The sequence below is a fragment of the Fimbriimonas ginsengisoli Gsoil 348 genome (genome assembly GCF_000724625.1).
GTDB classification, from domain to species: Bacteria; Armatimonadota; Fimbriimonadia; order Fimbriimonadales; family Fimbriimonadaceae; genus Fimbriimonas; species Fimbriimonas ginsengisoli.
In genome coordinates, this window is sequence record NZ_CP007139.1 from 4,863,279 (window position 1) to 4,888,712 (window position 25,434).

Here is a 25,434-nt window from a genome sequence, read left to right on the forward strand (position 1 = left end):
TTTACCGGGCGGCGTCCGCCAAGTCAGCCGCCAACGCGGCACGCCTCGCGTTTGACGCCAAGATCACCCCCGTCAGCACAACCGCGAGTCCCAAGAGCTGCCAAGCTCCGAGCGTCTTGTGAAGGATCAGCAAGCTGAACAGAACCGCGAGCGGAGGAACGAAGTATTGATACAGCGTCGCCCCACCCGCGCCGACTTGGCGTAACCCCGCGTAAAAACACGCGAAGGCGACAACCCCGCTAAGAATGGCGATGTGGGCGAACATCGCCCAGCCAAGGGTAGAGATTGCCCCGAACTTGGTCGACAAAACTGCGGGGGTCGCGTAGATCAGCAGGATCGGCAACGCCCCCGGCATCGACATCGTGAGTACCTGCGTCGGCTCGTAACGGCTCAACAACGGTCGCATCATCACCGCCGAAATCGCCCAGGTGATGGAAGAGGCGATCACGAGGACCTCGCCAAACACCGTTCCTCGCTCGGAACTTGCGCCGCCAAGCACCACCATGGTCACCCCGAGAAACGCTACGAGCGTCCCAGTGAGCGACGTCGGCTGAAACTTCTCCTGGCCGACCCGGCACGAGAGTAGGTACGTCATGATCGGCGACGTCGCCAGGATAATCGCCCCTTCCGCCGCCCCCGTCCTCGCCAAACCCTCCAGGAATAGGATCATATAGATCCCCATCGACACCGCTCCGACCAACAGAACCTGCCACTTATCCTCTTTTCGATAGCGAAGCGACTCGCCGCGAACTCGGCATACAACCACCAACAGTCCCCACATCACGAGGAACCGGAGCAATCCGAGCGCCTTTTCCCCCATTTCTGGTTCCAGGACTTTGATCGCGACGAAGTTGAATCCCCAACTGAGGGATGCCACCGCCAAGGGGAGACTAAAGGAGACCGGGCGGCGCACGACAAAAGGGTACTTGAAGTAACCTCCGGCCATGTCCCTGCTCAACGCGACGATCGGCCCGAATGCTCCGGCGACCTTCAACACCGTCATCGAGATCCCGCGCGGCAGCACGAACAAGTACGAAGTCGACATCGAATCCGGCCTCATCAAGCTCGACCGGGTTCTCTACTCACCGCTTTTCTATCCGTTCGACTACGGTTACATTCCTCAGACAAAGTATCTCGACGGCGACCCGCTCGACGTCCTCGTGCTCATCTCCCATCCGACCTTTCCCGGCTGCGTCATCGAAGCCTCCGCAATCGGAGTTCTGGAGATGACCGACGAGAAAGGCCCCGATGAGAAGATCCTCTGCGTCGCCACCAAAGACCCCCGGTTCGGCTACCGAAAGACCCTCGAAGAAGTGAACACCCACACCACAAAGGAGATCATGCACTTCTTCCGCGTCTACAAAGACCTCGAGGATAAGGCGGTAGAAGTAGTCGGCTGGCACGGCCCCGACGTAGCCCGCCGCCTAATCGACCAATACCGCCTCGACCGATAGCCAATCGTCGCCCGGGCCTCGCTTCCGCCTCCCAACTTCCGGAGCCCCCTCTCCTTCCTTCGGATGCATTGTGCCGAACGAGGGAGAGGGGGTTGGGGGTGAGGGAGTCCGGCCTAGTGATGGGTGATGATTGATGTTTGATATGCGACGGTCCGGGCTCAACGGACCGCCGGGTCTCATGGTCATTGACAAATTAGGTCTTCATTTCCCTGATCTGATTTCACCCGTAGCCCGTGGCTTTAGCCGCGGTTCAAAGCTCCTCCGGGGATAAAACCCCGGGCTACGGGTGAATCTGGATTGTCAATTTATTTTGTTAATGACCATAAGAGCGGCCCCCCTAAACGCGAGAACCGCTGTAGCCACGGATCGGCCTCGCACCCGCGCGAGAGCCGCACGCCTACCGACTTCCCACCGGCTGAATAACCCGCTGGACCTCCATCAGCGCGTCGACCACCCTCTGATCGAACGCCCCCGAGCGCAAATCCGCTCCTCCCCCACCAAACAAGAGCTCGTCGAACGCCTCGCAAGCCCCCACGATCCGCGACTCCATCGAGATCTGCTCCCCGGCAAGCCCCGCCGGATAACCCGATCCGTCCATCCGTTCCCTGTGAAACAGAACGATCTTCGCCGCCGGTCGAAGAAAAGCGATCTGACCAAGACGCTCAAACCCTTCGAACGGATACTGCTTCATATCCGGAGAACCAAGGGCCCTCCCAATGTCGTGCAGCGCCGCCGCATACCGTAAATTCAGTAACCGGGCATCGGTCAGACCCAGTCGCTCGCCGGTGGCAACGGCATAAACGGCCACCCGGTCCGAGTGCCCCCGCTCCGCGGGGTCGCGAGCCGCCATCTCGTCGACCAGAGATCGGACGACGGCATTCTTTTCCTGCTGTGTCAACCGGAAAGCTCCCGCAGCCTCGCCTCCACGATCGGCAGCTCATCGGCATCTAGGGTCCTGGGATCCAGCCAGACCCGGTCCTTCTCAATCCGAGCCACCATCGGCGGCATTCCCAAGCGCAAGGCTCTAGCCAAGGCTTCTGCGCCCCCCGACAGGCCGACCCGAAAGGTCGGAACTCCTGCCCCCGGCGCTGAGCCGCTCCCCGCTTCGGTCAATCCTTCCGAGACTTCCGCTCCGCCGCCCCAAGCCGCCAAAAGCCGTTCCGCATCCGCGCGAACCTCTGCCAGCGGGCGCCTCAGGTACCGAATCGTCGGAATCTCTTCCTCCCGGCCGCTCGCCCACAACCGCAACGTCGCCTCCAACGCCGCGAGGCTCAGCTTGTCGATCCGGAATGCCCTGGCCAGCGGGTGCCGGCTGATCTCCCTGATCAGTTCTGAACGCCCCACAATAATTCCCGCCTGCGGACCACCCAAAAGCTTGTCGCCGCTGGCGATCGAGACATCGGCAAAGGCGGCGCTTTCCGGCAACGTCGGAAGTCTGGGCAAGCCTAGCGTGCGGGCATCGACGAGGAGCCCCGACCCTTGATCGTCGATCAGAACCACCCCTCGCTCCTTCGCAAGCGCCGCCAACTCCGACAGCGACGGCTCCGAGGTGAAACCTACGATCGCGTAATTGCTCGGATGGCAACGGAGGATCGCCGAGGTGTCGTCCCCCATCGCGGCCAGATAGTCCGACAGATGCGTCCGGTTGGTGCACCCAACCTCCACCAGGCGGCATCCGCTTTCGCGGATGATGTCCGGCATTCGGAAGGAGCCGCCGATCTCGACCATTTGCCCCCGAGAGAGCACCACTTCCCCTCCCCTCGCCGCAGCGGCCAACGTCAGCATCACTCCGGCTGCCGCGTTGTTGACGACGAACGCATCTTCGGCTCCCGTCAACTTCCTCAGCAAATCCCGAACGTGCTCTTGTCGGTCTCCTCGCTCCCCACTCTCCAAATCCAGCTCGAGCGTCGAGTACCCAGCCGCCACCTCCGCAACGTGAGTCGCGACCGAAGGGGCGAGCCGTGCCCGGCCCAACCCGGTGTGCAGCACGACTCCCGAAAGGTTGACCGCCGGCCGCAACGAGAGGTCGCTCGCCCCGCGGGCATGCGTCATGGCAAATTCCAATCCATCGGGAACGTCCCGCCCCTCGGTCAGCGCCGACCGCATTGCATCGATCGCCGCTCGCGCCGCCTCGGTGCGGATGCGAGGCGGAAATTCGGCAAGGGGAGCCGCGTTGGCGAGCGTGTCCACCTTCGGTAGGTCGCGCAGCTCCATCGTTCTCATTCTAGCGAATCGCCGAACACGCAACTCTTCAACACGGATTCCTGTATGATCCTTTCGTATGCAGCCGCCTCCTTCCTACATGTCCTCGCCGCCTAAAAAGAAGAGCACGGGCCTCATCATCGGCCTCGTCATCGGCGGAATTTTCCTCTGTTGCCTATTACCGCTTGGTCTCCTTGCCGGGGGCGGGCTGTGGGCTTTCAACAACAGTAAGCCCTTTATCGGTTGCTCCATGGCCTACTCGGGCGTCCGTACCGCCGTAATGCAGTACGCCCACGCCCATAAGGAAAAGCTTCCCAAGGCCGAAACCTGGATGGACGATGTACGCCCCTACTACCAGAAGGAGTACGCCAAGACCAGCGACGACGCGGGCAAGATGTTCAAACTGATGCCGCCCGAAGGCGCATGGTCCTGCGAAGATGGCGCCGGCGGACATACCGGTATGGCTTTCAACAAAGAACTCAGCGGTAAAGCCCTTGACTCGATCAAGAACAAGGACACCACCTTCATGGTCTTTGAGACGCCGACACCCCCGTCTAATAATCTCTCGGCGAAATACGAAGAGCTACCCCACGCCACGAGCCCTAAGATTTTCGGCAAGCCGCGCGGCTGGTTCCGAGTGCCAGTCGAGGGAGACGTGCTGATGGGCAAAAAGCGAGCCCCCAACGCCAACGGCAACATTCAGGTCAACGTCGACGACAAAAGCTCGAACTAGATGATCATTCGTGCCCCGACCGTCACGGCCCGGGCACGGTTCGTTCCGGGCGGGCGTATACTAGGGTGAAGGCCGCCGGTCTTCCGTGAAGCACAATGCCTAACCTAATCGCAAACATTTTCGGAGTCGAGCAGTGGCTCGTCATTCTGGTACTTGCCCTCCTGCTATTTGGTGGCAAGAAGATCCCGGAGCTGATGCGTGGCGTCGGCAAGGGCGTGGGCGAGCTTCAAAAGGGTTTGGAAGAAGGTAAGCGCCAGATCACGCAAAGCATGCACGAAGACGATTCCGAGGCCAAATCGCACGAGCCCAAGGAAACCGTCAAGCGAAGCGAATCCGATGTCGCTTCGAGCTCCAAGTAACCTCCCGCCGTGACATTCGGCTGGGAAGGGTTCTCGTTCGACCATCCCGATGATTGGGCGCCCGTGGTGCTTACCGGCAACCGCGAGCAAGGTTACGCCCGCCTCTCCTCCAGCGGACGCATCATTATTCAAATCCGCTGGAAGCGGATGAAGCGCCCTGCCGATGCCGCCGGCTTCCTTGACACATATCTAGCCAAGATGGAGCGCGACGCCCGTAAAGGGAAAGGCGGCTTCCGGTCCGAGCGGTCGGAAGATAATGGACGCCTTACCTACCGCTACTCGGGCGATAACTTCGGAAAGGGCGCCCTCTTTCAGCCGCCGGACGACGGCCGAGCGTTCGTGCTCGAAGTCGCATCTACCAAAGACGATTCGCTGGGACCGCTCTTACGGCAAGCACTGGGCTCGTTTCGCACCGATCCCCAGGTCGACCGCTGGAGCGCATTCGGCTTAGACGTTGTCCTACCGAAAGGCCTAGAGGTCGAGCGTAAAGACTTCCGCGCTGGCAAAACCTTGGTCTCTTTCAAAGCCAAGCGAGTCCGCCTAAGCGCCGAACGTTGGGGGTTCGCGGATCAACTCCTAGCAAAGCACGGCTTAGAGCCGTGGGCCCGCGCCATTTTTGACGCCAAAGGGGCCGCGGTCACCGCGGAGGGAGACGGAATACGGCTGACCATACCGACAACCCCGATCCGTCCCGGTACCGAGGCGATCGTCCGGCCGCAGCTCGAACGCAACCAGATTGTCGTCATTAGGTCGACGACCCGCGACGCAAAATGGAGGCCGCAATGGGACTGGTTGAAGTAGCCCGCCAGTGGATCGCCCCCAAGCCGCGCATCTCCTTCGAGGAGCTTAGCAAAGCGAAGCCGGTCCGGAATCCGGCCGTGGTCGAGACCCCCGGCGAGGAGGGAGTCCTCCTGCTCCAAGCCCCCCTCATGCAGCAGGGACGCGGCTTCGCCGGATGGATGGCAAAGCGGATGAACGCCCCCGACACCAAAACGTTCGAGCTGGAGCCAGTCGGCGCATTCGTATGGACTCTCTGCGACGGAAAGCACACCGTCGAGGCGATCTCGCGTAAGCTGCGAGATCGATACAAAATGAATCGGCTGGAAGCGGACGCGGCTCTTAACGCGTTCTTACAGATGTTGGGCCAACGGCGGCTCATCACCCTAACGACGGGGAAAAAGAAGTGAATCAGACCGAATTCAAAAACGTCGACCCTCCCTTTTGGGTCGCTTGGAATCAGGCCCGAGCGAGCATTCGCGTGCGGTTCTTCCGCCAAATGATCACCTCGGCCGGCATCGCCCTCGGCATCGCCTTCTTCTGCAGCATGCAGACCATCCGAGTCGCCGGAACCAATAACGTGCAATCCGAAGCCCAGCTCCGGTGGCTTGTGGGAACCTCGCTGGTGATGTGCCTCGTCGGCGTCACCAATTCGATGCTGATGTCGGTCACCGAGCGGTTCCGCGAGATCGGCACGATCAAGTGTCTCGGCGCTTCCGACGGCTTCATCGTCAAAGTTTTCTTCTTGGAGGCCCTGATCCTTGGCATCCTCGGATCGTTGCTGGGGTCCCTACTGGGCACCGGAATCATGGCCGTCGTCCAATCCGCCCAGGGCGGCCATGTCCCGCTTACCAGCGGCACCGGCGTCGTGCTCCTAGGCACCGCCATTGGAACCGCGATGACGGTTTTGGCGGCAATCGCCCCCGCGATGCAAGCCGCCCGCATGCCCGCCGCCGCGGCATTGAGAGTGGAAGTATGAACGATCGAGAAGTCGTCGTCCGAACGGTTAACGTCGTCAAGCAGTACGGCGAGGGAGAGGCCGCGGTCCGCGCCCTCAACGGCGTCACCTGCGAGATCTACACCGGCGAATATCTGTCGATCATGGGCCCCTCGGGCTCCGGTAAATCCACCCTCTTCAACATGATCGGAGGCCTGGATAAGCCGAATGAGGGTTCGGTCTACGTCAACTCGGTCGACATCGCCCAGCTCACCCCCCGCGAGCTCGCCTTCCTCCGTTGCCATACCATCGGCTACATCTTCCAGACCTTCAACCTCATCACGGTTCGAACCGCCCTCGAAAACGTGACCCTGCCAATGCTCTTCGCCGGGCTGCAGCCCGACGAGGCGGAGGCACGGGGGATGGAGCTCCTGACCCTCGTCGGCCTCGGCCACCGCTACCACCACCGCCCCAGCGAGCTCTCCGGCGGTCAGCAACAGCGCGTGGCAATCGCCCGCTCCCTTGCGAACAGCCCGGCGATCATCCTCGCCGATGAACCCACCGGCAACCTCGACCTCAAAACCGGTCAGGAAATCATCGACCTTCTCCGCCAGCTCAATAGCGAACGGGGGGTAACCATCATCTCTGCCACCCACGACCACAAAATGCTGGACGTCAGCGACCGCATCTTTCACATCCGCGACGGCCAGCTCGCCCAAGTAGAAACCCGGGCCGAACTGGACGCCGCCGCCGCGGTTTAGCGAAAAAAACGGGGCGCTCGCTTTGCGAGCGCCCCGTTTTTTCTATTTACTTACTTGGCCGGCTGCAGCGTCGCGATAGTGGTCGTCGTCGCCGAGCTCTCGATCGTAAGGCCCGCGTCGGCGATCTCGACCGTCGACTTCGACTTGCCCTTCGTCTCGGAGCGGAGAACCTTGCCGGTCGACTTCTCGACCAGGCTCTCAACCGTCATGTCGACGGTGCCCTTCACGTGCACGCTCATCTGAGCCATCGGGTTGTTGGTGTCTTCCGGCTTCGGCAGCTTCGACGTGTCGACGTCGAACTTGACCGGACCGCTCGTGGAGACGATCCACACGTCCTTGTCGTCCAGCTTCTTCTCGCCGACGAGCTTGGAGGTCAGCTTCTGATCGGTCGGCCCGGTGAACTGGCTCTTTGGAACGATCACGTCCCACGTATCGCCGATCTTGACCGCCTTCTCAGGAAAGTCAACGAAGACCGGGTTCGGGCCCGCTTGCTGAGCCGCGCCCATCTGAACCATCGCCTGGGCCAGCTTGGCCTTATCCAATTCGAGGTGTCCCAGGGAGTCGAGAGTTCCCTTCATCGAGCTCGGCTTCGGCTTGTTGTTGTTGATCATGTCCGCGATCGGACCGTCCGCTTCCAACTTGTCGTACGTGGTCTCAACCGTGACATCCGCCTTACCCTTCTCGGCGTCGACCTTGCCGGTCGTGATCTTGTAAGTGGTGGACGAGTTGATTCCCATCTCCATGTCGCCGGCCGGGGTACCGGACATGGTCTGCTTGACCTTGCTTTCGATCTTGTAGGTGTCGACCGAATTTTCCTTGAGCGTCAGCCGGAGGACCAAGCCGTCCTGGCGTACGAAGGCGACGGATGCGAAGGCCATTCCGGCCAGAACGAGGATCTTGCTGTATCGCTTCATAAAAGTCATTTTGCGCTAAACGGCGCTTCGTCATATGTTACGCTCCGCAGTTCCCTTCGGTTACGATACGGTGCGTGTCCTTTTCGTTCATTGCCGCTCTTTTGGCTGCCCCACCCACCCTCACCCTCATTTTTGGCGGGGACGTGATGCTGAACGGAATCCCACCAAGCCCCAAAACCTTCGCCGGCATCGCCGCCACCTTGCACTCCGGCGACCTCGCGATGGCCAACCTGGAGGTCCCCCTCACCGATTGCCGGGTGGCGACCACCCGTAAAAGCCCCGCCGAAGTGAAGAAGAAGGATCAGTGGATTCTCAAGGCTTCTCCCGCCCACGTCCCGTTCCTCCAAGTCGCTGGCTTAGGTGCGGTGAGCCTCGGCAACAACCATGCCATGGACTACGGCCAAGCCGGGCTAAACGAAATGCGGCGCGCCCTATCCAAGGCCGGGATCGTCCACGCCGGCGCGGGCGATAATTCGAGCGACGCGAACCGCCTCGGCGTGATCTGCCTTCGCGACGGAACACGGGTCGGGATGCTCTCCGTCCTCGCCTTCATGACCCCCGGCGCCCTCCGAAAAACCACCCCCGCCACCCTGACCAGCGCCGGAGTCGCCGTCCTAAGCTTCGGTGGCCGAATCGACGATCGAGCGAAGTCGAAGCTCGCCGCCTGGGTCGCCAATGCCCGCCGCAAGTGCGACTGCGTCATAATCGCCGCTCACTGGGGCACCGAGCGGAAGCCCCTTCCCAACCCCTACCAGGTGACCCTCGGCCGAGCCCTCATCGACGCCGGCGCCGACGTGGTCTGGGGAAACCACCCCCACGTCCTCCAAGGCGCCGAGTTCTACCGCGGCCGCCCGATCCTCTATTCGATGGGCAATCTCATCTCCGCCCTCCCCGCCACCACCGGCTTCGCCCGCCTTCGACACCGCGGCCAACGCTGGACTCTTGAGTTCTTCCCGGCCAACGTTTCTCGCGGTCAGGTGTCGGTTGTCCCTGCAAAAGCGTCCGCCCCCGCACGTAGCGCCTACCAAGCCCTCTGCCAAGCCATCCAATCCAAGTACCCCAACCCCAACTCCTGCGCCCCGATCGTCTCCGCCCCCCAAAGATAAGCAAGCGCCCAACGCCCTAACGCCCAACGCCAATCACCCGGTACCCTTAGTCCCATGGACCCAGACGCCCTCTATTCGGATGTGGTCGGCAAATACGGGCGGCACATCAACCCCTACCTCGCTCGCCTCATGTCGTTCGCCGGGTTCGGCGTGGAGATGCGGGCCGAAGGCTGCTACATCTGGGATCAGGAAGGAAATCGCTTCCTCGACTGCCTCGGCGGATACGGCACCTTCAGCCTCGGCCATCGCCACCCCAAGGTCGTCGAGGCAGTTAAGCGTCAGCTCGATGAAATGGCGCTGAGCGGCAAAGCCTTCTTCTCCAAGCAGGCCGCCGACCTCGCCGAGAAACTCGCGGAAATCGCCCCTCCCGGCGTCGAGTTCGTCTTCTTCAGCAACTCCGGCACCGAAGCCGTCGAAGCCGCACTTAAGTTCGCCAAAGGGATGACCGGCCGCGTCAAGATCGTCTCCACCGAAGGGAGCTACCACGGCAAGACGCTCGGTGCGCTGGCCACCACCGGCCGCGAGAAGTACCGAAAGCGGTTCGAGCCGCTCATGCCCGGAGTCGTCTTCGTTCCCTTTGGCGACGCCGAAGCCGCCACCGCCGCCGTTGACGGCGACACCGCCGCGATGATCGTCGAGCCGATCCAAGGCGAAGGCGGAATCATCGTCCCTCCCGACGGCTACCTTCGTGTGCTGAGAGACGCCTGCGACCGCCACGGCGCCCTTCTCATCGCCGATGAAGTTCAATCCGGCCTCGGTCGCGCCGGCGACATGTTCGGCTGCAACCACGACGGCATCTCCCCCGACCTGATGCCCCTCGCCAAGTCGCTTGGCGGCGGGGTCATGCCGATCGGCGCGACGATGGGAACCAAAGCCGTCTTTGAGTCGATCTACAGCCCGAACCCGCTTGCTCACACCTCTACGTTCGGCGGCAACCCCCTCGCCTGCGCCGCCGGTCTCGCCGGAATCCTCGTCCTCCAAGAAGAAGGGCTCGTCGAGCGATCGCGCATCCAGGGCGCAAAGCTAAAAGGCGGCCTCCAAGACGTCGCCGATCGGCAGAACGAGTTGGTAAAAGAGGTCCGGGGCCGCGGCCTCATGATCGGCGTCGAGTTCCAGATGGACGAAGTCGGCGAGCTCGTCGTCGCCCAGCTCCTCAAGCGCGGAGTCTGCGTGGCTTACGCCCTCAACAACCCCAAGGTGCTCCGCTTCGAACCGCCCCTGATCATCTCCGATTCGCAGATCGAAGACGCCGTTACCGCCTTCGATGAAGCCGTAGCCGAGACCGCCGAGCTCCTCGCCGCCATCGCCTAAACCTTTAAAGCTAGACGCGCTTCAAACCCGGCTTCGCCGCTTCATGGATTGGCAAAATCGAGCCGGAGGATTGAGCTGAGGTGGACCCGCCGTAGGCGGACTTCTCTTCGTGCTTGACGCCGATCGAGGTGAACCCTTCGCTCTTCCCGGCGAACGGCTTGTGAATGACGAACGTGACCTTGGTCGACGAGTGCGGCTTCAGCGTTCCGATCTTCTTCGGAACTCCCGAAGGAACGAGCCCCTCGAAGTCCACCTTGTCGATCTCGACGTTCTCCAGCGTCGTGGACGTCGCGTTATCCACCTTGACCTGAATCTCGAGATCGGTCCCGACGCGCCAGACCTCTGTCGTAACCGTCGGGTCAGGTGCGGCAGGCATTGCAGAGCTAACCATCACCGGCCGCAAGCTTCCCGGTATCAGCAGCCCACGAATAATCGGAACCAACTCCCGGACTCCCACCAACACGACCGGGATCGCGACCAATACGACCGCGACGACGATCAGCGTCCGCCGCCTAGCTTCGGCCTCCGGAGTTTGACTTGGGATCATTCCCCTTGCATTTTATCTCACTGGACGAAAACCGGCTTTTGATCCGCAAGGTGACCGGAACCCCCCTTGTAATCGAAATCCATCTCCGTGTCCGGATGTAACTGCTGACCCACCTTGTAAGCTCCCTTGAAGTGGAACGTTACCGTTGCCACTCCCCCTGCCTCGATCGGGCCAAACAATACCTTTGAGGTCGAAACTGCCCTGCCATCCACCGTTGGGAGCAGGTTACAATGCTCCACTCTCACGCCGCTTAGGTTGCGAACCAGATAATTCAACCGAAGTCCGGCAGGCTCCGCAAACGCAGAAATTTCCAGACCGGGAGCCGAGGTTACCGGCCCAGACCACGAGCTGGTCGAGGTGACGGATCCCCCTGCCATTCCTGCCATTACGGCGGTCCCCAGTTTTCGTCCACAGGCGATCACAAGCCCGAAAAGTCCGGCAATCAGGCCAATTGCGGTCAGGCAATAAATCCAGCGACGTAAGTTCGGCTCGTTGACAGGCGGCTGCGGAGTCATGCTTCCTGCTGATAGTAACCGAACGACCTCGATATCTCCGAAACGGCGGGACTTGCCGCCGGGGAGATGCTGCTCGGCGGTAAAATCATCGCTTACCCAGGGGCCGCATTCGCGGCCCTTTCGCACGATGGAGTGCGTGGCAAACCCATGAAAATCCTTGTTCCGATTAAGCGCGTGATCGATCCATACGCAAAGGTCCGGCCGCTCGCCGATGGCAGCGGCATCGACACCGGTGGCGTCAAGTTCGAGATTAATCCGTTCGACGAAATCGCCGTCGAAGAAGCCGTCCGACTCCGGGAAAAGAACGGCGACGTCGACATCACGGTCGTCACCATCGGAGGCAGCGAGTCGGAAGAGCAGCTCCGAAAGGCGCTCGCGATGGGCGCGGACCGCGCCATCCTCGTCGAGAGCTCCGACGCCTGGGACTCACCCAGCGTCGCGAAAGAGCTGGAAGCACTCGCTCGCGAACTCGGCCCCGACCTAGTCCTAATGGGCAAGCAGGCGACCGACGACGACAACAACCAAGCCGCCCAGATGCTGGCCGCGCGCCTCGACTGGCCTCAGGCAACCTTCGCCAGCAAGATCGAAGCCTCCGGCTCGACGGTCCGCGTCACCCGCGAGACCGACACCGGTGAGGAAACTCTAGAGCTCGACCTTCCCGCCGTGGTTACCACTGACCTCCGGCTGAACGAACCTCGCTACATCGCCCTTCCCGGCATCATCAAGGCGCGGAGTAAGCCGTTGGAACGACGAGCTCCCGCCACCGCGCCGTCATTGAAGACCCGAGTTACGAAGTATGAGTCGCCCGCCGCCCGCCCGGCCGGTCGTAAGGTCGGCAGCGTCGACGAGCTTGTCGCCGCCCTAAAGGATCGAGGTGCTCTCTAAGATGTCCAAACTGCTGTTAGTCCTGTTCGATCCCAGCGAGGCGCTTCAGGCTGCCGGTTTCGCCCAAGCGCTTGGCCTGCCGTTCGACGTTTTGTCGTTAACCGGTACCGTCGACCCCGACCTCGGGGCAGATAGGATTCTCAACGCGGGTTGGAACGACGTTCCTCCCGCGGACGGCGCGGCAAAAGCGATCGCATCCGTCGCAACCGGCTATTCCCACATCGCCGCGGTTTCCAATATGCGCTCGAAAGACGTGCTCGCACGACTCGCCGGGCTGCTAGACGCCGCGATGGTCACCGACGTAATCGGCCTGGAATCCCCCACCCTCTTCCGCCGCCCCGTGGTGGCTGGTTCGATCGTCGCGACCGTCGAGGTCCTGGCGACCCCGGTAGTCCTAACCGTTCGTCCCGCCGGCTTTGCTAAGGCCGAGCGACGAGGATCTAGCGCCGCCGAGACGGTTTCGCTCGATGCTTCTTCCAAAGCAAGGCGATCCGGGGCATCCGCGCGAGGCGGCGGCCGGCCCGATCTGACTCAGGCCAAGGTCGTGGTCAGTGGCGGCCGACCGCTTCGCGATGCCGAAACGTTTGAAAAGATCATCGGCGGCCTGGCCGATAAGCTGGGCGGCGCCGTGGGAGCCACCCGGGCCGCCGTCGATTCCGGCATCGCCGCAAACGAGCTTCAAGTTGGACAGACCGGTAAAATCGTCGCGCCCAACCTCTACATCGCTGCGGGAATCTCCGGATCCACGCAGCACATGGCCGGAATCAAAGACAGCAAAGTCATCGTCGCCATCAACAAAGACGCCGACGCCCCGATCTTCGAGGTCGCCGATTTCGGTCTTGTCGCGGACCTCTACGACGCCGTTCCGGAGCTGACGAGTAAGGTTTAGTCCGTCTTCGGCACCAATAACGCCGCCGCGACGCAAACTCCTCCCGCGAGGAGATACGGCGCGGCGGGAATCCAATCGAACAGAACTCCGCCTACCATCGGTCCGACAACGAAGCCGAGCGACCGGGCCCCCTGAAGAAGTCCGAACAGCTCCCCCTGCCTATCATCCGGAGCAAGCCGGCTACAGAGGCCGTTCACCGTTGGATTCGCTACGCTCGACCCGAACGCGTAAAGCGTGCTGGCGCCGAACAACGTCACCAGGGGCGGAATGGTAGGAGCAAAGAGCGCGGATGCCGGATTCAGCGCTAGCCCCACCCCTTGCAGTACGTAAGCGGAACGCAGTAACGGCGTCTCTTTCCAGCGCCGCAAGATCCACGCGAGGATCGCCCCCTGAACCACGATCGCCAGCAGCGATTCGTATCCAAACAGGAATCCGAATTCCAGCGCTCCGTAACCGAAGTAGTGCTCGATGAGCCGGGCAAACGTCCCCTCGAGCGTGGCGAGCGAAATCCAGGCCACCGTCGCGATGAGGATTAGGGGCCGAAGGTGAGGCAAGTCCCGCAGCAACGTCAGGTCGATCACCGGCCGCTTGCCCGGGCTCTGTTCGGCCGCTGGCGGAACGTCGGGCAGCGTGAACGTGACCGCCGCCGCTCCAACAAGCGAAGCCGTCCCCGCCACGATCCCGACTAAGAACTGCGGAGGTGCGTTGAAGTAGTTCGACGACGCGAGATGGGAGAGGAAGCCGCCTAGCGGTGGACCGACGATTAACCCTAGAGAAATCGCCGCCCCGATCCGCCCCAAGGCCGCCGTCCGCTTCTCTCCCTCATACCGGTCGGAGATGAACGCTTGGGCTACGGCGACGTTCGCTGCTCCCAGCCCGGAAAGGACCCGGCTGAGGAGGAGTATCCAAATCGAAGACGCAAACCCGTAGGTGAGCATCGCCAAGGCCGACAGCACCGTACAAGCCACGACCACCGGCTTCCGTCCGCGGCGGTCGCTGAAGTGGCCCCACTTGGGCGACACCAAGAGCTGAATCACGAACGTGCTTCCAAGAAGCGCGCCGATTATCAATCCTTTCGGCCATCCGGCCGGCGTCAGCTTCTCGGCTCGTAGCTGAATGTCTGCAACCAACATCCCGAAGCCGAGTAGATCGAGGAAAACCGCCCCCAGGATTCCCCACTCTTCGGTTGCGCGTCGCATCCCCGAAGTTTGGCATGCGCGGCCCGCCGCCACCCTTGACCTCCCAACCGAATAGTTCTGGCGATACTATCTCAAGAACGAACCAGAGCTAGTTCGTTGCGAACCTGGTCGAATTGCCGGGAAGGTGCGGTTAAGCTTTGGTGCTTTCGTGCCGAAATGGGTGTGGGCGTTGAATCCCGAGACAAAATAGACAAATTGCCCGTGTAAAGGAACCAAGCGGTTTAGCTCTTCCGTATCCACGAGAGAAAGCTAAAACTGGCCGAACTTTTCCTAGTGGAAAGTTGTTCTGGATAGTGTACGAGCAATCATTACAATCAAGGCGCTGCTGGATTTGCTTAAATTCACGGCAGGCCGAGACCCTACTTACGGTAGGAAGTGGCATCGGCCGCTGGGATTAAGCACCCCGGTGGCCGTTTTCTTTTGTGGTTTGACCCACCTGGTACCCTGAGGACAATGAAATTTGTCGACGTGGTCGTCCTGCTGTACGCGATCCTCACCATCGTTATGGGCGTTCTCGGCTATGTCGCCCCGACGACCGGCCACCCCAGCATCGCCTCGTTGATCGCCGGAGTCGGCATCGGTGCGCTCCTCCTCGGGGCCTTGGCGCTCACCAAAACGAACCCGCGGGCCGGTCGGATCGGCGCGGCCGTGCTTACCCTGGTGCCGCTCGGTCGGTTCTTGCCTACCTTCATATCCAAGCAAAATTGGTATCCCGCGGGAATCATGACGATCGCCGGAATTTTCACTTTCGGCGTGCTCCTCGGCGGACACTTTATCGCGATGTCGCAGCGGAAGAAAGAGACCTCCGCTTAACCGGCCAATCGTTACTTGCCGGTTGCCTCCGCGACCTCGAAACAAGCCCGCGCGAACGAAGCCTGATCGATCAGCTCGACCTTCTGGTCCGGCGCGGGCGCCGGGGCATCCCACCGGTGGTGATAAAGCCCGGCCTGGGAACGCGCCTGGGAGTGAATAAGGGCCAGCGGCTGCGTCAGATCGTAGTCGGAAATATCGGTTTCCGGAATCGCCCGCCGGCAGATGATCCACGACTCCAGCAATAAGTGGGCAAACCGCCCCTCGTCGTGAAGCCGCCCGTCTCGAAGCCAATGCTGTCGGCTCGAACGCGCCATCTCCATCGCATCCTGTCGGTAGCTCGGAAGCTTCGTCAAAGCGTAGAGATTTGCCGCCGTACGAACCATGAGCGCCGTGTTGTACGACCACTTCGTCCGGTCGATATGCCCGTTAAGCCCGATCGAGTCCCACATCAGGTGGTCGCTCGGGTCCATCAGGTGCTGCCGGGTCCAACCATATAGCTCGATCGCCTCGTCGAGAAGCTTCTTGTCGTGCGTGTGACGATAGACCGCAAGGCATGCGGAGGCCGCCGGGGCGTTGCTGCACGTGTTCTTGGACCTCTTCTCGGTTTCTTTCCAAAAGATCCCCCCGCCAAGCTGGTCGTCTTTACCGCTCAACACGAAGTGGAGCGCATCTTCGGCCCAGCCGAGATACTTCCGGTCGTGCAGCCGGTCGTACGTCTCCGCGAGCGCCATCACCATCCACTGGTTGTCGTCATAGTATCGGTCGACCGGCTTAGGCGCGGGCAACACGTCGTAACCGGGCACGGGCGGAGCGGTGTTCCAGTAGGAGTGGGTCGCGTCCGCAAACTCGCGCAGCCACGATTCGTACTTGGAATCCGATCGCGATCCGGCCACCAGCGCCGAAAGCATCACCCCGCACCCCCAATTGAACGCGACCTGCTGGGGGTGCTTTCCTGGCACGATCGAATCGCCATACAGGTGGCGCTCCGGCATGTAGAAGTCGCGCCGAATCGTTTCCAGCGTCTCCCGCCCCCACGCGTTTAGGTCCGGTTTCGTCTCCATCGTCATCGCCATCAGCACTCCGAGCAGAATCACGAGAATGATTCTGACGCCCAAAGCGATCTAACGTCTGCTAGTTGCGGCACGAAGGGCGCTCTCCACTCTATAATCTGCGGTGAAATAGGGGACTAGGGAAACAGGAGGAGATTTATGCGTTTCAACGTAGCAGCGATCATTGCCGGCGCGGCAATTCTGGCGGCCTTCGGCTGCGGTAACTCGGGTGGCGGCGACACCGCCGGTACCACCACCGGAACCACGGGCACGACGGGCGGAGCCGCCACGAATACCGGCGGCAAGAAACTTCGAATCGCGGTGATTCCCAAGGGCGCCACCCACGAGTTCTGGAAGGCGATCCACGCCGGGGCCAACAAGGCCGGCGAAGAGTTCGGCGCCGAAGTCGAATGGAAGGCGCCCGAGAAGGAAGACGACCGCGAAGGTCAGCAGCGAATCGTAGACACTCTTGTACAGGAGAAGGTCGATGGCATCGTTCTCGCTCCGCTCGACGACGCCGCTCTCGCCAAGCCGGCCAAGGAAGCGATCGACCAGGGGATCCCGGTCATCATCATCGACTCCGGACTCAAAGAGACTCCGGTTTCCAGCTTCATCGCGACCGACAACTACAAGGGCGGCCAGATGGCCGGCCAAGAGATGGCCAAGCTCCTGGGCGACAAGGGACGCATCGTCGTGATTCGCTACCAAGCCGGATCGGCCAGCACCGAGCAGCGCGAAGCCGGTTTCCTCGATGAGATCAAGAAGCACGCCAACATCAAAGTCGTCAGTGCCGACCGGTACGCCGGCGCCACCGTGGACTCGGCTCAGAAAGAGGGCGAGAACGTACTTAGCGGCCTGAAGAAGGCGGACGGCTCCCTCGACATCGACGGTCTCTATACTCCCAACGAGTCGAGCACCTTCGGCCTCCTCCGGGTCCTTCAGGGGAATAACTGGGCCGGCAAAATCAAGTTCGTCGGCTTCGATTCTTCTGCGAAGCTCGTGGAAGCGCTCGACAAGGGTGAGCTCGACGCCACGATCGTTCAGAACCCGTTCAAGATGGGCTACCTAGGCGTCAAGACCATGGTCGACGTCATCCACAAGAAGAAGGTGGAGGAGAAGATCGACACGGGCGCCACCCTCGTCACCAAGGAGAACATGAACCAGGACGAGATCAAAAAGCTCCTGAATCCCCCCGGTGCGTAATCAAGAAAAAAGCCCTCCCCTAGCGGACTCTCGTGCCGCTGGGGGGTGGACAGGTGTAAGTGGCACGGGCGGCTCGCCCGTGGGTATCTCGGGCGGCCCGCCCGAGTAAGAAGCCTCTCGTTCATCCTTACAAAACTGAATTAGCGCGCTCAGTCACCCACTTTCAGTAACATAAAATGAGCTTTCTCCACATGTCCGGTATCTCCAAGCGCTTCGGCGCGACCGTCGCGCTTGACGGCGTGGAGTTGCAGGTCGAACGGGGAGAAGTCCACGCCCTCGTGGGCGAAAACGGCTCCGGCAAGAGCACGCTGATGCGCATTCTCGCCGGCGCCATTCAGCCCGACGAAGGGACGATGACGCTGGATGGCAAGCCATACCACCCTTCCAGCCCCATGGACGCCCGCAAGAGCGGCATCGCCATGATCTACCAAGAGCTCGCGCTCTGCCCCGACCTCTCCGTAACCGAGAACGTTCTGCTCGGTATGGAAGATACGCGCCTCGGCTTCGTCCGCCAATCGGAGCAGCACGAGCGGGTACGTGCCGCCCTGACCCAGCTTGGCTACCCCCACCTCGACCTGAACGCCCCGGTGCGCAATCTGCCGATCGCGGTTCGACAGATTGTGGAGATCGCCCGTGCCGTCGCGCTCGGATCGTCGGTGGTGGTGCTGGATGAGCCCACGAGCTCGCTTACCCAAGCCGACGCCCAAAAGCTTTTCGAGGTGGTGCGGACCCTCAAAGCGGAAGGGCACGCGATCATCTACATATCGCACTTTCTCGATGAGATAAAGCTTCTCGCCGACCGGCTCACCGTGCTCCGCGATGGAAACAACGTCGGCACCCTGCCTGCCGCCGAAGTCGACGCGAACGGGATCGTCACCCTGATGGTGGGCCGGACGATCGACGACGTTTATCCCCGCTCCGAGCGCACCCCCGGCCTGCCGATTCTCGAAGTGAACGAGCTGATGGGCCGGCCTAAGCCCGACGAAGCAACCCTCGAGCTGCGCCGAGGCGAAGTCCTCGGCATCGCCGGCCTCAATGGCTCTGGTCGAACTGAGCTTCTACGAACCATTTTCGGCCTCGAAGCCGTTCGCTCCGGCAAAGTCAAAGTTGGCAAGTTCGAAGGAGCCGCCCAGCCGCACCAGCGATGGGATCAGGGACTCGGAATGCTTAGCGAGGATCGCAAAGAAGAGGGACTGGCACTCACGATGCCGATCGCCGACAATCTCACCCTAACCAAGTTGCCAAGAATTATCTCCTCCACCCGCCAAGCCGCCGACACCGCCATCTGGATCGACAAAATGAAGGTCCGTTGCCGAGGTCCCGAACAGGCGATAGGAGAGCTGTCGGGCGGGAATCAGCAGAAGGTCGCCATCGCGCGACTCCTCTATCACGAAGTGGATGTGCTGCTGCTGGACGAACCGACCCGGGGAATCGACGTGGGAAGCAAAGAACAGATTTATGGAGTCATCGATGCGTTGGCGCTGGAAGGCAAAGCCGTGCTCATGGTGAGCAGTTACCTACCCGAACTGCTGGGCGTATGCGACAGAATCGCGGTGATGCACAAAGGAAGACTTGGTCCGGCGAGGCCCGTGAATGAGCTCAGCCAGGAATCGATCATGCAAGAGGCGGCCGGAGCTTGAAGCAACTTGCCCGCTTCTCCTCCGCGCTCAACGTGGCCGGACTCGTCATCGCATGGCTACTGGTCTTCGGATTTTTCTCTTTCAAGAAGCCTCAAACGTTCCCGACCGCCGATAATCTCGGGCTGTTGGCGAGGCAAACCACCATCGTCTCCCTCGCTGCCCTCGGCATGACGCTCATCATCGTTAGTGGCGGGATCGACCTTTCCGTCGGCTCCGTCGTTGCGCTCGTAACGGTCGTCATCGCGAAGACCCTCAAAGACGGCCATGGACCGTGGCTCGCGCTCTTTCTCGGCCTCGTCGCCGGAGCCCTCGCCGGGTTGCTGAACGGCACCCTCGTCACTAAGCTCAAAGTCGGCCCATTCATCGTCACCCTCGGCTCGCTCCTGATTATTCGCGGTATCGCCAAGGGCGTTGCCGACGATCAAAAGATCGACGCCCCCCTGAACTGGCTGAGCGACCTTCTCGCCCGGCTGCCGAAGAACGAGACCTGGAAGATCTTTCCGATCGGCGTGTGGCTGATGCTGGCGCTGGCGGTGCTCGTTTCGCTGCTTATGAAGCGCACCCGGTTTGGCCGCCACGTCGTCGCCGTCGGTTCGAATGAAGCCGCCGCCCGCCTCTGCGGCGTTCCCGTCGGCCGCGTCCGGCTCGCCGTTTACGTGCTCGGAGGGCTCTTCTTCGGCCTCGCCGGTCTCATGCTCTTCTCCCGCCTCACCGTCGGCGACCCGACCGCTGCGAATGGCCTCGAGCTCGACGTCATCGCCGCCGTCGTCATCGGCGGCGCTTCCCTATCCGGCGGCCAAGGCTCCATCGTCGGTTCCCTCCTCGGCGCCTTTATCATGACCACCATCAGCGCCGGCTGCGCCCAAATGTTCCTCCCGAACTGGGTCCAGCAAATGGTAACCGGCGCCATCATCATCGGCGCCGTCGCTCTGGACAAACTACGAGTGAAAGCCGGAACCTGAGAGGATCAAGTGGTTGAGGCGTTGGGCGTTGGGCTTTGGGAACAGAGTAATGGCTAACGGTTAAGACACCGCAACACCGCAACACCCCGTGTCCCCCTTCCTCCTCTTCCTCGTCCTCCAAGCCGACCCGAGACGGGCGATCCAGGCTCAATACGATGCTTGGTCGAAGGCGTACATGGCTCGGGACGCGGAGACGCTGATCGGGATCCTCTCGCCGGACTACACGCTCACGGGCTCGAACAAGAAGCCCTTGGCCTACGACGTATACGTTGCCAAGCTTCGCCTCATGAAGGAAACCCCCGCCGACCCAACGCGGTACTCGACGCACATTAAGAAGCTTACCGAGCGAGGCGACGAGGCGGATGTCGTCTCCGTGGAAACGATGGAAACCGACACCGTCGATCCCAAAACAAAACGCCCGGCGCTCTCTCTACATCGCCACGAGTACCTCGACACTTGGATCCACTACGACGCCGGCTGGCGCTTGCGCCGAACGGTTACGCGACGCGAGTGGACCGATATCTCTCCGAAACGGGTTCACTAAGGGAGATGGCCACCGCTGTGCGGGGGGTACGCGCATTTCGCGTGTACCTCGAGATGATCAAGTTCGAGCATTCGATCTTCGCGCTCCCGTTTGCGATGATTGGGATGATGTGGGGCTCGCGGGCGGCATTCGGTCATCCGTGGCCCGGCGGATGGACCCTCTTCTGGATCGTCGTCGCCATGGTGAGTTGCCGAAGCGCGGCAATGGCGTTCAACCGCATCGCGGACCGCGATATCGATGCGGTGAATCCGAGGACGAAGAACCGAGCAATCCCGGCCGGGATGCTCGAGCTTCGCCAGGTAAATCTCTTCTTCTTCGCAAGCTGCGTCCTCTTCTTCGTTGCGGCCGGGATGTTGAACCCGCTTTCCCTGGCCCTCTCCCCGGTTGCCCTGGGCGTCACCCTCGTCTACTCGAGAACCAAGCGGTTCACTCCCCTCTGCCATTTCGTGCTTGGTCTTTCGCTCGGCATCGCGCCGGCGGCGGCTTGGATCGGAACGACGGGCAAACTGGAGCTGGCGATCGGGGCGATCACTTTTGCCGTCCTGTTCTGGACCGCGGGCTTCGACATCATCTACGCCCTTCAAGACGAGGAGTTCGACCGGGAGCACCGGCTCCGCTCGCTACCCCAAACCATTGGCAAAGCTAGCGCCCTCACCGTCAGCCGCGTCTGCCACCTCCTTGCGGTCGCCTTTCTCGCCCTCGGCGGCTGGATGATCCACGCCGGTCCGATCTGGTGGGCCGGCGTCCTATTCGCCGCGCTGCTCCTCACCTACGAGCAAAGCCTGGTGAAGCCCGACGATCTAACCCGGGTCAACATGGCCTTCTTCACCCTCAACGGCTTCGTCAGCCTCGGCATGTTCGCCTTCGCCCTAGCCGACCAGCTCACCCGATAATCCGGAGCCCCCTCCTCGTCGATGTATGTGCGATGAGGAGGGGGTTGGGGGTGGAGAATTCCGGACGTCACTGGCTTCTAATCCACACGCCGCACCCAAGGAACGAACTATAGTAGCGGCATGCGTAAGCTTCTCTCCCTCGTCGCCGTCCTCGCGGTTTTCGGCTGCCATAAAGGCGATCCCACCCCCTCCGAAGCCACGACCTCTCCGGCGACGGTGACGAAGGCGCCCGCCGCCGGTGGCGGAGGTGGCGGAGTCGCCCCGATCGGATCGGGCGTCGCCGGCGGCATGACCCCGATGGCGGGAACGGATAGCGTGGAGGGATCGGGCATGGGAGGCATTGGCCAGGCCGCTAAAGACCGCGCCAAGCGTGCCGCCGCCGGTGGCGGAGCCCCCGCGGGGACGACCGAAACCACCGGAGAGACCACCACCGGCGAGTAACGGTGATAAAGTCTCCGCATGCGCTTTCGCCCATTGCTTATCGCCTTGCTTGCCACCGTCTGCGCGGCGGGACTGGCCCAAGTTCCCCAGGACCTGGCTTCCCCTCAACACTACCGAGCGTTCCGTTCTTCTAGCGCCGACCCGACGGGCAAGAACGGGGACGCACGGGGGATCGCCCCCGGCGCGACGCTTACCATCGCCGACGTCAAAGGGAATGGGCGGATCACCCACTTCTGGTGCACCATCGCCGCGCCCGACCCGGACCACCTCCGACAGCTCGTCCTTCGCATGACCTGGGACGACGCCAAGACCCCCGCCGTCGAGTGCCCTATCGGCGACTTCTTCGCCCAAGGTCCGGGCAAGTACGTCGAGTTCTCCAGCGCGCCCGTCTCTGTGGGCGGACAGATGGCGCTTAACTGCTACTGGCCGATGCCGTTCCGAAAGCACGCGGTGATCACGGTGACGAACGAGAGTCCCAAGCAAGTCGATGCGTTCTACTACAACATCGACTACCGGCTGGACGATCGAGCGCAACGCGACCTCGCTTACTTCCACACCCAGTATCGCAACTACTTCCCCGCGCCGGCGGGAATCCCGCTGACGATCTGCGAATCGAAGGGGCGCGGCCACTTTGTCGGCACGATCGTCACCGTGATGGCGAACAGCAACGGCTGGTGGGGCGAGGGGGACGACAACTTTTACGTCGACGGCAGCAAGACCCCGGCGATCAGCGGCACCGGGTCCGAGGATTACTTCTGCGGCGCCTGGGACTTCGGCCACACGTTCCAGACACCCTTCTTCGGCGTCACTTACTACGACAACGCCGCCTTCGGGGGTGAGAAACGGGGCATTCAGAACACCGTCTATCGCTGGCATATCCAGGATCCGGTGCCGTTTACGAAGTCGCTCCTATTCACGCTGGAGCATGGCCGGGGCGGCTGGGACGAGCAGCGGACTCCGTATCGAAACCACTACACCACCGTGGGCCTCTACTACGTGGACCACGCAGAAGGTGACGGACCCGCTATCCGGCCCTACGCCGAGCGAGTTCCGAAGCTCATCGGCGATTAATCCTGCTTCTGCCGCCACGTCACGAGCGTCCGCGCCCAATATCGCGGAACGCCGTGCTCGTTTTGGAGATGCTCTACCGACTCGTTGGATTTCTTGCTGGACGCGCCGAACGCGTCCAGAACGCTCTTCCAGTGCGCGAGCGGGTGGCCGGTCTTTTCGACCACTTGCTCGTCGGTCACATTCCAGTAATCGGCCCTCATGCCTTTACTCGGTGCATCTCGAACTTGACGCTCCCGGCCGATTTGCCCTTCATGAACGAGGTCCAGTCGCTAACCATGTGGTCTTTGTCGATGAGGTGGAAGACGACGGAATGCATGTGCATGTCAGCCGGTTTCATATTCGTTCCGGAAACGAACTCAAACCTCAACTTTGAAGGGTCCTTGCCCGGAATCAGCTTCATCGTGGGCTGGTTATGGGCCGCGCAATAGTGCGTCATCAGGAGCCGGTCGCCGTCCATGTGGTAGACGCTGATCATCTCCATTTCCGTGCCGGGCAACTGCGTCTCGACGAGCGCGCTCCCCCCTGCCGTGACCTTGTAAACCACCGTCGACTTTTCGCCGGCGGTCCCCTGCCATGTTCCAGCGAGAGTCTTGAGGCGGTCGAACGCTTTTTGCGCGGGCGCGGACGAGGGCGCCACGGCGTTAGCCGCCGCCAGGAGCGTCAAAGCACCAAAAACTGAGATTGCGATTCGTTTCATAGGAGCTAATAGTGCCAAAAAACCTCAAAAAGCACAACCGGGCCACGAGTCGCTACGGGACGGCGACTTGCGTTTCCGGCTCCGGTTCCATCGGCTCGATCGACGCGGCGACCTCGGCCAGGGCTTCTCGCCGTTCCCGGGCGTCGATCTTGTCTCGCCACCGCGCCATCAGCTCTTCGACCGCCGACTCTTGCAACGCCCCGACGTGAAGCCGATGCTTCATCCCTTGAACGGACAAAGTCACGGATCGGCGACGGCGCCACCACCATGGCTGGCTAAGCGCCATGTTCTCCATTCGTTCGAGCGGGATAGCCGAGAGATTTTGATGGAAGTACCCTTGCCGGACGACGATGGCATCCTCCGTAATGGCAAAGCTGTTCTCCGGTCGAGCGAGGAAGAGAGCCCCCAGGTTCGTAAGCGAAATCAGCCCCAAGAATCCAAGCATCACGCTGACGACCGCCGCGACGGCGCCTCCAGTCGCAACGCCGATCCAGACCCCCAACGCGACGAGTGCGGCGATGAAGATAGAAGCTCGGAACACTCGAGCGCGGTAGAAGACCGGGTCGAACGGACGCCAGTGGAGCTTGGCGATGTCCAGACCAGGGATGATGTCCGACGCGCTCGCGTAAGCCACGTGCCGCTCCACGAAGAGCGCGATCGGTGCGAGCACGCCGGCTTCGCCGAACGATGAGGCGGTCCCGACATGAAGGCTCGTGCGCCGCATCAGGCGTTGGGGAATCGTCGTCGTCAGCCTCAGGTATTCGATCCTCGACGGTCGGATCGCCATCTGTACCTTGTTGAGGAGCCCATGGGAGATTCGGAAGACCTTCTCCTCCCGGTGGACCACGAAGCCGCCGTACTTGAGAATGTAGCTGCCCGCTCCCCAGAGCCAGCCACCGAGAAACAACACAACCACGTACCCAACCGCAGCAAAAGCCGCGGCCAGCGGCGGGAGTTTGGCAACCATCTTGATGCCGACCGCGAGGAGCGAACCTCCGACGGTGAACATCCCGACGACCATCTGCAGAAGGTGATTTTCCGTAAGGCCGCCGTAGATCAGATCGTGGCGGTTGAGCCGCACGAGCGGTTCTTCAACCTTTTCTTTGTCGGGCAGGCTTAGATGAGCCGCCCCCAGGATCTCCTCCCGAAATCGCTCCGCATCTACTAGCGACAGGACGCTTAGCTTCAGGTCGTGTCCATGCCCAGCCGCGGTCTCGACGTCCACTGTGGCGACCTTGAATACGCGCTCCAGCACGTTTTGCCGTAGGCTGACGTTTTGCACCTGCACCAGCGGGATGCGGCGATCCTTCCGGAAGATCCACCCGGTCTTGTGGATGATGTGGTTGTCGTCGAGATCGAAGCGGCTGGTCCAGTACGTTCCGATGGCGAAGAGGCCGGTGAAGCCGCCAATGGCCGCCGCGATCCAGTCGCCTCCTCCTCCGTGGCCCGACGCCACGGAGCCGATGATCAACGGCAACGCCGCTTGGACCGCCTCCTTTAGGCGCGGCACGATGGCGACGACGATTGTAGCC

General features: G+C 61.7%; 30 protein-coding genes. 19 read left to right on the top strand and 11 right to left on the bottom strand.

What is annotated here, in order from left to right; genetic code table 11:
- Window position 1 precedes the first annotated feature (1 nt).
- Window positions 2-913 (bottom strand): DMT family transporter, encoded by a 912-nt coding sequence (locus tag OP10G_RS21905; protein WP_158409335.1) that lies wholly within the window; start codon window positions 911-913, stop codon window positions 2-4.
- A 31-nt stretch (window positions 914-944) separates the two neighbouring features.
- On the opposite strand from OP10G_RS21905, the gene OP10G_RS21910 reads away from it, so the two are divergent.
- A complete protein-coding gene (locus OP10G_RS21910) occupies window positions 945-1,454 on the top strand; it encodes an inorganic diphosphatase (RefSeq protein WP_025228292.1) in 510 nt (169 codons plus the stop codon).
- 397 nt (window positions 1,455-1,851) lie between these two features.
- On the opposite strand, the gene OP10G_RS21915 is transcribed toward OP10G_RS21910, so the two are convergent.
- Together OP10G_RS21915 and selA are read right to left on the bottom strand one after the other, a co-directional pair.
- Window positions 1,852-2,352, bottom strand: coding sequence for an HD-GYP domain-containing protein (locus tag OP10G_RS21915; protein WP_025228291.1), 501 nt, complete (start codon window positions 2,350-2,352; stop codon window positions 1,852-1,854).
- Window positions 2,349-3,668 carry an L-seryl-tRNA(Sec) selenium transferase gene (selA, locus tag OP10G_RS21920; RefSeq protein WP_025228290.1) on the bottom strand — a complete coding sequence of 440 codons (1,320 nt, stop codon included), beginning with the start codon at window positions 3,666-3,668 and terminating at the stop codon, window positions 2,349-2,351. The genes OP10G_RS21915 and selA overlap by 4 nt, the downstream gene beginning before the upstream one ends.
- A gap of 67 nt (window positions 3,669-3,735) precedes the next feature.
- On the opposite strand from selA, the gene OP10G_RS21925 reads away from it, so the two are divergent.
- The 6 genes from OP10G_RS21925 to OP10G_RS21950 all read left to right on the top strand — a co-directional run bounded on the left by OP10G_RS21925 (window position 3,736) and on the right by OP10G_RS21950 (window position 7,223).
- Window positions 3,736-4,389, top strand: a complete 654-nt coding sequence (locus OP10G_RS21925; RefSeq protein WP_038473563.1) for a hypothetical protein — start codon at window positions 3,736-3,738, stop codon at window positions 4,387-4,389.
- 95 nt (window positions 4,390-4,484) lie between these two features.
- A complete protein-coding gene (locus OP10G_RS21930) occupies window positions 4,485-4,748 on the top strand; it encodes a Sec-independent protein translocase subunit TatA/TatB (protein WP_025228288.1) in 264 nt (87 codons plus the stop codon).
- Window positions 4,749-4,757: 9 nt separating this feature from the next.
- A complete protein-coding gene (locus OP10G_RS21935; protein ID WP_025228287.1) occupies window positions 4,758-5,549 on the top strand; it encodes a hypothetical protein in 792 nt (263 codons plus the stop codon).
- Window positions 5,531-5,935, top strand: a complete 405-nt coding sequence (locus tag OP10G_RS25325; protein ID WP_025228286.1) for a PqqD family protein — start codon at window positions 5,531-5,533, stop codon at window positions 5,933-5,935. Before OP10G_RS21935 ends, OP10G_RS25325 begins: the two co-directional genes overlap by 19 nt.
- Window positions 5,932-6,504: an ABC transporter permease gene (locus OP10G_RS21945; protein ID WP_025228285.1), complete on the top strand. Its 573-nt coding sequence runs from the start codon at window positions 5,932-5,934 to the stop codon at window positions 6,502-6,504. Before OP10G_RS25325 ends, OP10G_RS21945 begins: the two co-directional genes overlap by 4 nt.
- Window positions 6,501-7,223: an ABC transporter ATP-binding protein gene (locus tag OP10G_RS21950; RefSeq protein ID WP_025228284.1), complete on the top strand. Its 723-nt coding sequence runs from the start codon at window positions 6,501-6,503 to the stop codon at window positions 7,221-7,223. Before OP10G_RS21945 ends, OP10G_RS21950 begins: the two co-directional genes overlap by 4 nt.
- 50 nt (window positions 7,224-7,273) lie before the next feature.
- Here the strand turns inward: OP10G_RS21950 and OP10G_RS21955 are convergent, their stop codons facing one another.
- The gene (locus OP10G_RS21955; RefSeq protein WP_025228283.1) at window positions 7,274-8,137 is read right to left on the bottom strand and encodes a hypothetical protein; all 864 of its coding nucleotides are present in this window, start codon (window positions 8,135-8,137) and stop codon (window positions 7,274-7,276) included.
- 74 nt (window positions 8,138-8,211) lie between these two features.
- Here OP10G_RS21955 and OP10G_RS25330 point away from each other — a divergent pair, with 74 nt between their 5' ends.
- Together OP10G_RS25330 and OP10G_RS21965 are read left to right on the top strand one after the other, a co-directional pair.
- Window positions 8,212-9,243, top strand: a complete 1,032-nt coding sequence (locus tag OP10G_RS25330) for a CapA family protein (protein WP_025228282.1) — start codon at window positions 8,212-8,214, stop codon at window positions 9,241-9,243.
- A gap of 54 nt (window positions 9,244-9,297) precedes the next feature.
- Window positions 9,298-10,554, top strand: coding sequence for an aspartate aminotransferase family protein (locus tag OP10G_RS21965; RefSeq protein ID WP_025228281.1), 1,257 nt, complete (start codon window positions 9,298-9,300; stop codon window positions 10,552-10,554).
- 10 nt (window positions 10,555-10,564) lie between these two features.
- On the opposite strand, the gene OP10G_RS21970 is transcribed toward OP10G_RS21965, so the two are convergent.
- Entirely contained in the window at window positions 10,565-11,101 is a 537-nt protein-coding gene (locus OP10G_RS21970) for a hypothetical protein (RefSeq protein ID WP_025228280.1), read from the bottom strand.
- A gap of 17 nt (window positions 11,102-11,118) precedes the next feature.
- Window positions 11,119-11,478, bottom strand: coding sequence for a hypothetical protein (locus tag OP10G_RS21975; RefSeq protein WP_144241310.1), 360 nt, complete (start codon window positions 11,476-11,478; stop codon window positions 11,119-11,121).
- A gap of 285 nt (window positions 11,479-11,763) precedes the next feature.
- Here OP10G_RS21975 and OP10G_RS21980 point away from each other — a divergent pair, with 285 nt between their 5' ends.
- The gene (locus OP10G_RS21980) at window positions 11,764-12,501 is read left to right on the top strand and encodes an electron transfer flavoprotein subunit beta/FixA family protein (protein ID WP_025228278.1); all 738 of its coding nucleotides are present in this window, start codon (window positions 11,764-11,766) and stop codon (window positions 12,499-12,501) included.
- A gap of 1 nt (window position 12,502) precedes the next feature.
- The gene (locus OP10G_RS21985; protein ID WP_025228277.1) at window positions 12,503-13,390 is read left to right on the top strand and encodes an electron transfer flavoprotein subunit alpha/FixB family protein; all 888 of its coding nucleotides are present in this window, start codon (window positions 12,503-12,505) and stop codon (window positions 13,388-13,390) included.
- Here the strand turns inward: OP10G_RS21985 and OP10G_RS21990 are convergent.
- Window positions 13,387-14,589 carry an MFS transporter gene (locus OP10G_RS21990; RefSeq protein WP_025228276.1) on the bottom strand — a complete coding sequence of 401 codons (1,203 nt, stop codon included), beginning with the start codon at window positions 14,587-14,589 and terminating at the stop codon, window positions 13,387-13,389. The two genes, OP10G_RS21985 and OP10G_RS21990, sit on opposite strands and share 4 nt — an antisense overlap.
- Before the next feature lie 453 nt (window positions 14,590-15,042).
- Between OP10G_RS21990 and OP10G_RS21995 the strand changes: the two genes are divergently transcribed.
- Window positions 15,043-15,402 (top strand): TMEM14 family protein, encoded by a 360-nt coding sequence (locus tag OP10G_RS21995; protein WP_025228275.1) that lies wholly within the window; start codon window positions 15,043-15,045, stop codon window positions 15,400-15,402.
- Window positions 15,403-15,413: 11 nt separating this feature from the next.
- Here OP10G_RS21995 and OP10G_RS25335 read toward each other — a convergent pair whose 3' ends face one another.
- Window positions 15,414-16,496, bottom strand: a complete 1,083-nt coding sequence (locus OP10G_RS25335) for a glycoside hydrolase family 76 protein (protein WP_144241311.1) — start codon at window positions 16,494-16,496, stop codon at window positions 15,414-15,416.
- A 114-nt stretch (window positions 16,497-16,610) separates the two neighbouring features.
- Here OP10G_RS25335 and OP10G_RS22005 point away from each other — a divergent pair, with 114 nt between their 5' ends.
- The 7 genes from OP10G_RS22005 to OP10G_RS22035 all read left to right on the top strand — a co-directional run bounded on the left by OP10G_RS22005 (window position 16,611) and on the right by OP10G_RS22035 (window position 23,205).
- Window positions 16,611-17,654 (top strand): ABC transporter substrate-binding protein, encoded by a 1,044-nt coding sequence (locus OP10G_RS22005; RefSeq protein WP_025228273.1) that lies wholly within the window; start codon window positions 16,611-16,613, stop codon window positions 17,652-17,654.
- 176 nt (window positions 17,655-17,830) lie between these two features.
- A complete protein-coding gene (locus tag OP10G_RS22010; protein ID WP_025228272.1) occupies window positions 17,831-19,294 on the top strand; it encodes a sugar ABC transporter ATP-binding protein in 1,464 nt (487 codons plus the stop codon).
- A complete protein-coding gene (locus OP10G_RS22015; RefSeq protein WP_025228271.1) occupies window positions 19,291-20,256 on the top strand; it encodes an ABC transporter permease in 966 nt (321 codons plus the stop codon). The genes OP10G_RS22010 and OP10G_RS22015 overlap by 4 nt, the downstream gene beginning before the upstream one ends.
- Window positions 20,257-20,344: 88 nt before the next feature.
- Complete coding sequence (locus tag OP10G_RS22020) at window positions 20,345-20,800, top strand: nuclear transport factor 2 family protein (RefSeq protein WP_025228270.1); 456 nt, start codon at window positions 20,345-20,347, stop codon at window positions 20,798-20,800.
- A 5-nt stretch (window positions 20,801-20,805) separates the two neighbouring features.
- Complete coding sequence (locus tag OP10G_RS22025; RefSeq protein ID WP_025228269.1) at window positions 20,806-21,693, top strand: UbiA-like polyprenyltransferase; 888 nt, start codon at window positions 20,806-20,808, stop codon at window positions 21,691-21,693.
- Window positions 21,694-21,813: 120 nt separating this feature from the next.
- On the top strand, window positions 21,814-22,134 hold the full coding sequence (locus OP10G_RS22030) for a hypothetical protein (RefSeq protein ID WP_025228268.1): 321 nt from the start codon (window positions 21,814-21,816) through the stop codon (window positions 22,132-22,134).
- Between the two features lie 18 nt (window positions 22,135-22,152).
- The gene (locus tag OP10G_RS22035) at window positions 22,153-23,205 is read left to right on the top strand and encodes a glycoside hydrolase family 172 protein (protein ID WP_025228267.1); all 1,053 of its coding nucleotides are present in this window, start codon (window positions 22,153-22,155) and stop codon (window positions 23,203-23,205) included.
- Here the strand turns inward: OP10G_RS22035 and OP10G_RS22040 are convergent.
- Genes OP10G_RS22040 through OP10G_RS22050 form a run of 3 tightly spaced genes read right to left on the bottom strand, consistent with a single transcriptional unit; the run spans window position 23,202 to window position 25,412 of the window.
- On the bottom strand, window positions 23,202-23,405 hold the full coding sequence (locus tag OP10G_RS22040; RefSeq protein WP_025228266.1) for a DUF4287 domain-containing protein: 204 nt from the start codon (window positions 23,403-23,405) through the stop codon (window positions 23,202-23,204). The two genes, OP10G_RS22035 and OP10G_RS22040, sit on opposite strands and share 4 nt — an antisense overlap.
- Window positions 23,402-23,902: a hypothetical protein gene (locus OP10G_RS22045; protein WP_038473567.1), complete on the bottom strand. Its 501-nt coding sequence runs from the start codon at window positions 23,900-23,902 to the stop codon at window positions 23,402-23,404. The genes OP10G_RS22040 and OP10G_RS22045 overlap by 4 nt, the downstream gene beginning before the upstream one ends.
- A gap of 52 nt (window positions 23,903-23,954) precedes the next feature.
- Window positions 23,955-25,412: a PH domain-containing protein gene (locus OP10G_RS22050; protein ID WP_227625005.1), complete on the bottom strand. Its 1,458-nt coding sequence runs from the start codon at window positions 25,410-25,412 to the stop codon at window positions 23,955-23,957.
- Window positions 25,413-25,434 lie beyond the last annotated feature (22 nt).

Bases quoted from the DNA above. Each gene is read 5' to 3' on its own strand.
- OP10G_RS21910 (WP_025228292.1), top strand. From the start codon at position 945: ATGTCCCTGCTCAACGCGACGATCGGCCCGAATGCTCCGGCGACCTTC.
- selA (WP_025228290.1), bottom strand. From the start codon at position 3,668: ATGGAGCTGCGCGACCTACCGAAGGTGGACACGCTCGCCAACGCGGCT.
- OP10G_RS21925 (WP_038473563.1), top strand. From the start codon at position 3,736: ATGCAGCCGCCTCCTTCCTACATGTCCTCGCCGCCTAAAAAGAAGAGC.
- OP10G_RS21930 (WP_025228288.1), top strand. From the start codon at position 4,485: ATGCCTAACCTAATCGCAAACATTTTCGGAGTCGAGCAGTGGCTCGTC.
- OP10G_RS25325 (WP_025228286.1), top strand. From the start codon at position 5,531: ATGGGACTGGTTGAAGTAGCCCGCCAGTGGATCGCCCCCAAGCCGCGC.
- OP10G_RS21950 (WP_025228284.1), top strand. From the start codon at position 6,501: ATGAACGATCGAGAAGTCGTCGTCCGAACGGTTAACGTCGTCAAGCAG.
- OP10G_RS21955 (WP_025228283.1), bottom strand. From the start codon at position 8,137: ATGAAGCGATACAGCAAGATCCTCGTTCTGGCCGGAATGGCCTTCGCA.
- OP10G_RS21965 (WP_025228281.1), top strand. From the start codon at position 9,298: ATGGACCCAGACGCCCTCTATTCGGATGTGGTCGGCAAATACGGGCGG.
- OP10G_RS21970 (WP_025228280.1), bottom strand. From the start codon at position 11,101: ATGATCCCAAGTCAAACTCCGGAGGCCGAAGCTAGGCGGCGGACGCTG.
- OP10G_RS21975 (WP_144241310.1), bottom strand. From the start codon at position 11,478: ATGGCAGGGGGATCCGTCACCTCGACCAGCTCGTGGTCTGGGCCGGTA.
- OP10G_RS21980 (WP_025228278.1), top strand. From the start codon at position 11,764: ATGAAAATCCTTGTTCCGATTAAGCGCGTGATCGATCCATACGCAAAG.
- OP10G_RS21985 (WP_025228277.1), top strand. From the start codon at position 12,503: ATGTCCAAACTGCTGTTAGTCCTGTTCGATCCCAGCGAGGCGCTTCAG.
- OP10G_RS21990 (WP_025228276.1), bottom strand. From the start codon at position 14,589: ATGCGACGCGCAACCGAAGAGTGGGGAATCCTGGGGGCGGTTTTCCTC.
- OP10G_RS21995 (WP_025228275.1), top strand. From the start codon at position 15,043: ATGAAATTTGTCGACGTGGTCGTCCTGCTGTACGCGATCCTCACCATC.
- OP10G_RS22005 (WP_025228273.1), top strand. From the start codon at position 16,611: ATGCGTTTCAACGTAGCAGCGATCATTGCCGGCGCGGCAATTCTGGCG.
- OP10G_RS22010 (WP_025228272.1), top strand. From the start codon at position 17,831: ATGAGCTTTCTCCACATGTCCGGTATCTCCAAGCGCTTCGGCGCGACC.
- OP10G_RS22025 (WP_025228269.1), top strand. From the start codon at position 20,806: ATGGCCACCGCTGTGCGGGGGGTACGCGCATTTCGCGTGTACCTCGAG.
- OP10G_RS22030 (WP_025228268.1), top strand. From the start codon at position 21,814: ATGCGTAAGCTTCTCTCCCTCGTCGCCGTCCTCGCGGTTTTCGGCTGC.
- OP10G_RS22035 (WP_025228267.1), top strand. From the start codon at position 22,153: ATGCGCTTTCGCCCATTGCTTATCGCCTTGCTTGCCACCGTCTGCGCG.
- OP10G_RS22040 (WP_025228266.1), bottom strand. From the start codon at position 23,405: ATGAGGGCCGATTACTGGAATGTGACCGACGAGCAAGTGGTCGAAAAG.
- OP10G_RS22045 (WP_038473567.1), bottom strand. From the start codon at position 23,902: ATGAAACGAATCGCAATCTCAGTTTTTGGTGCTTTGACGCTCCTGGCG.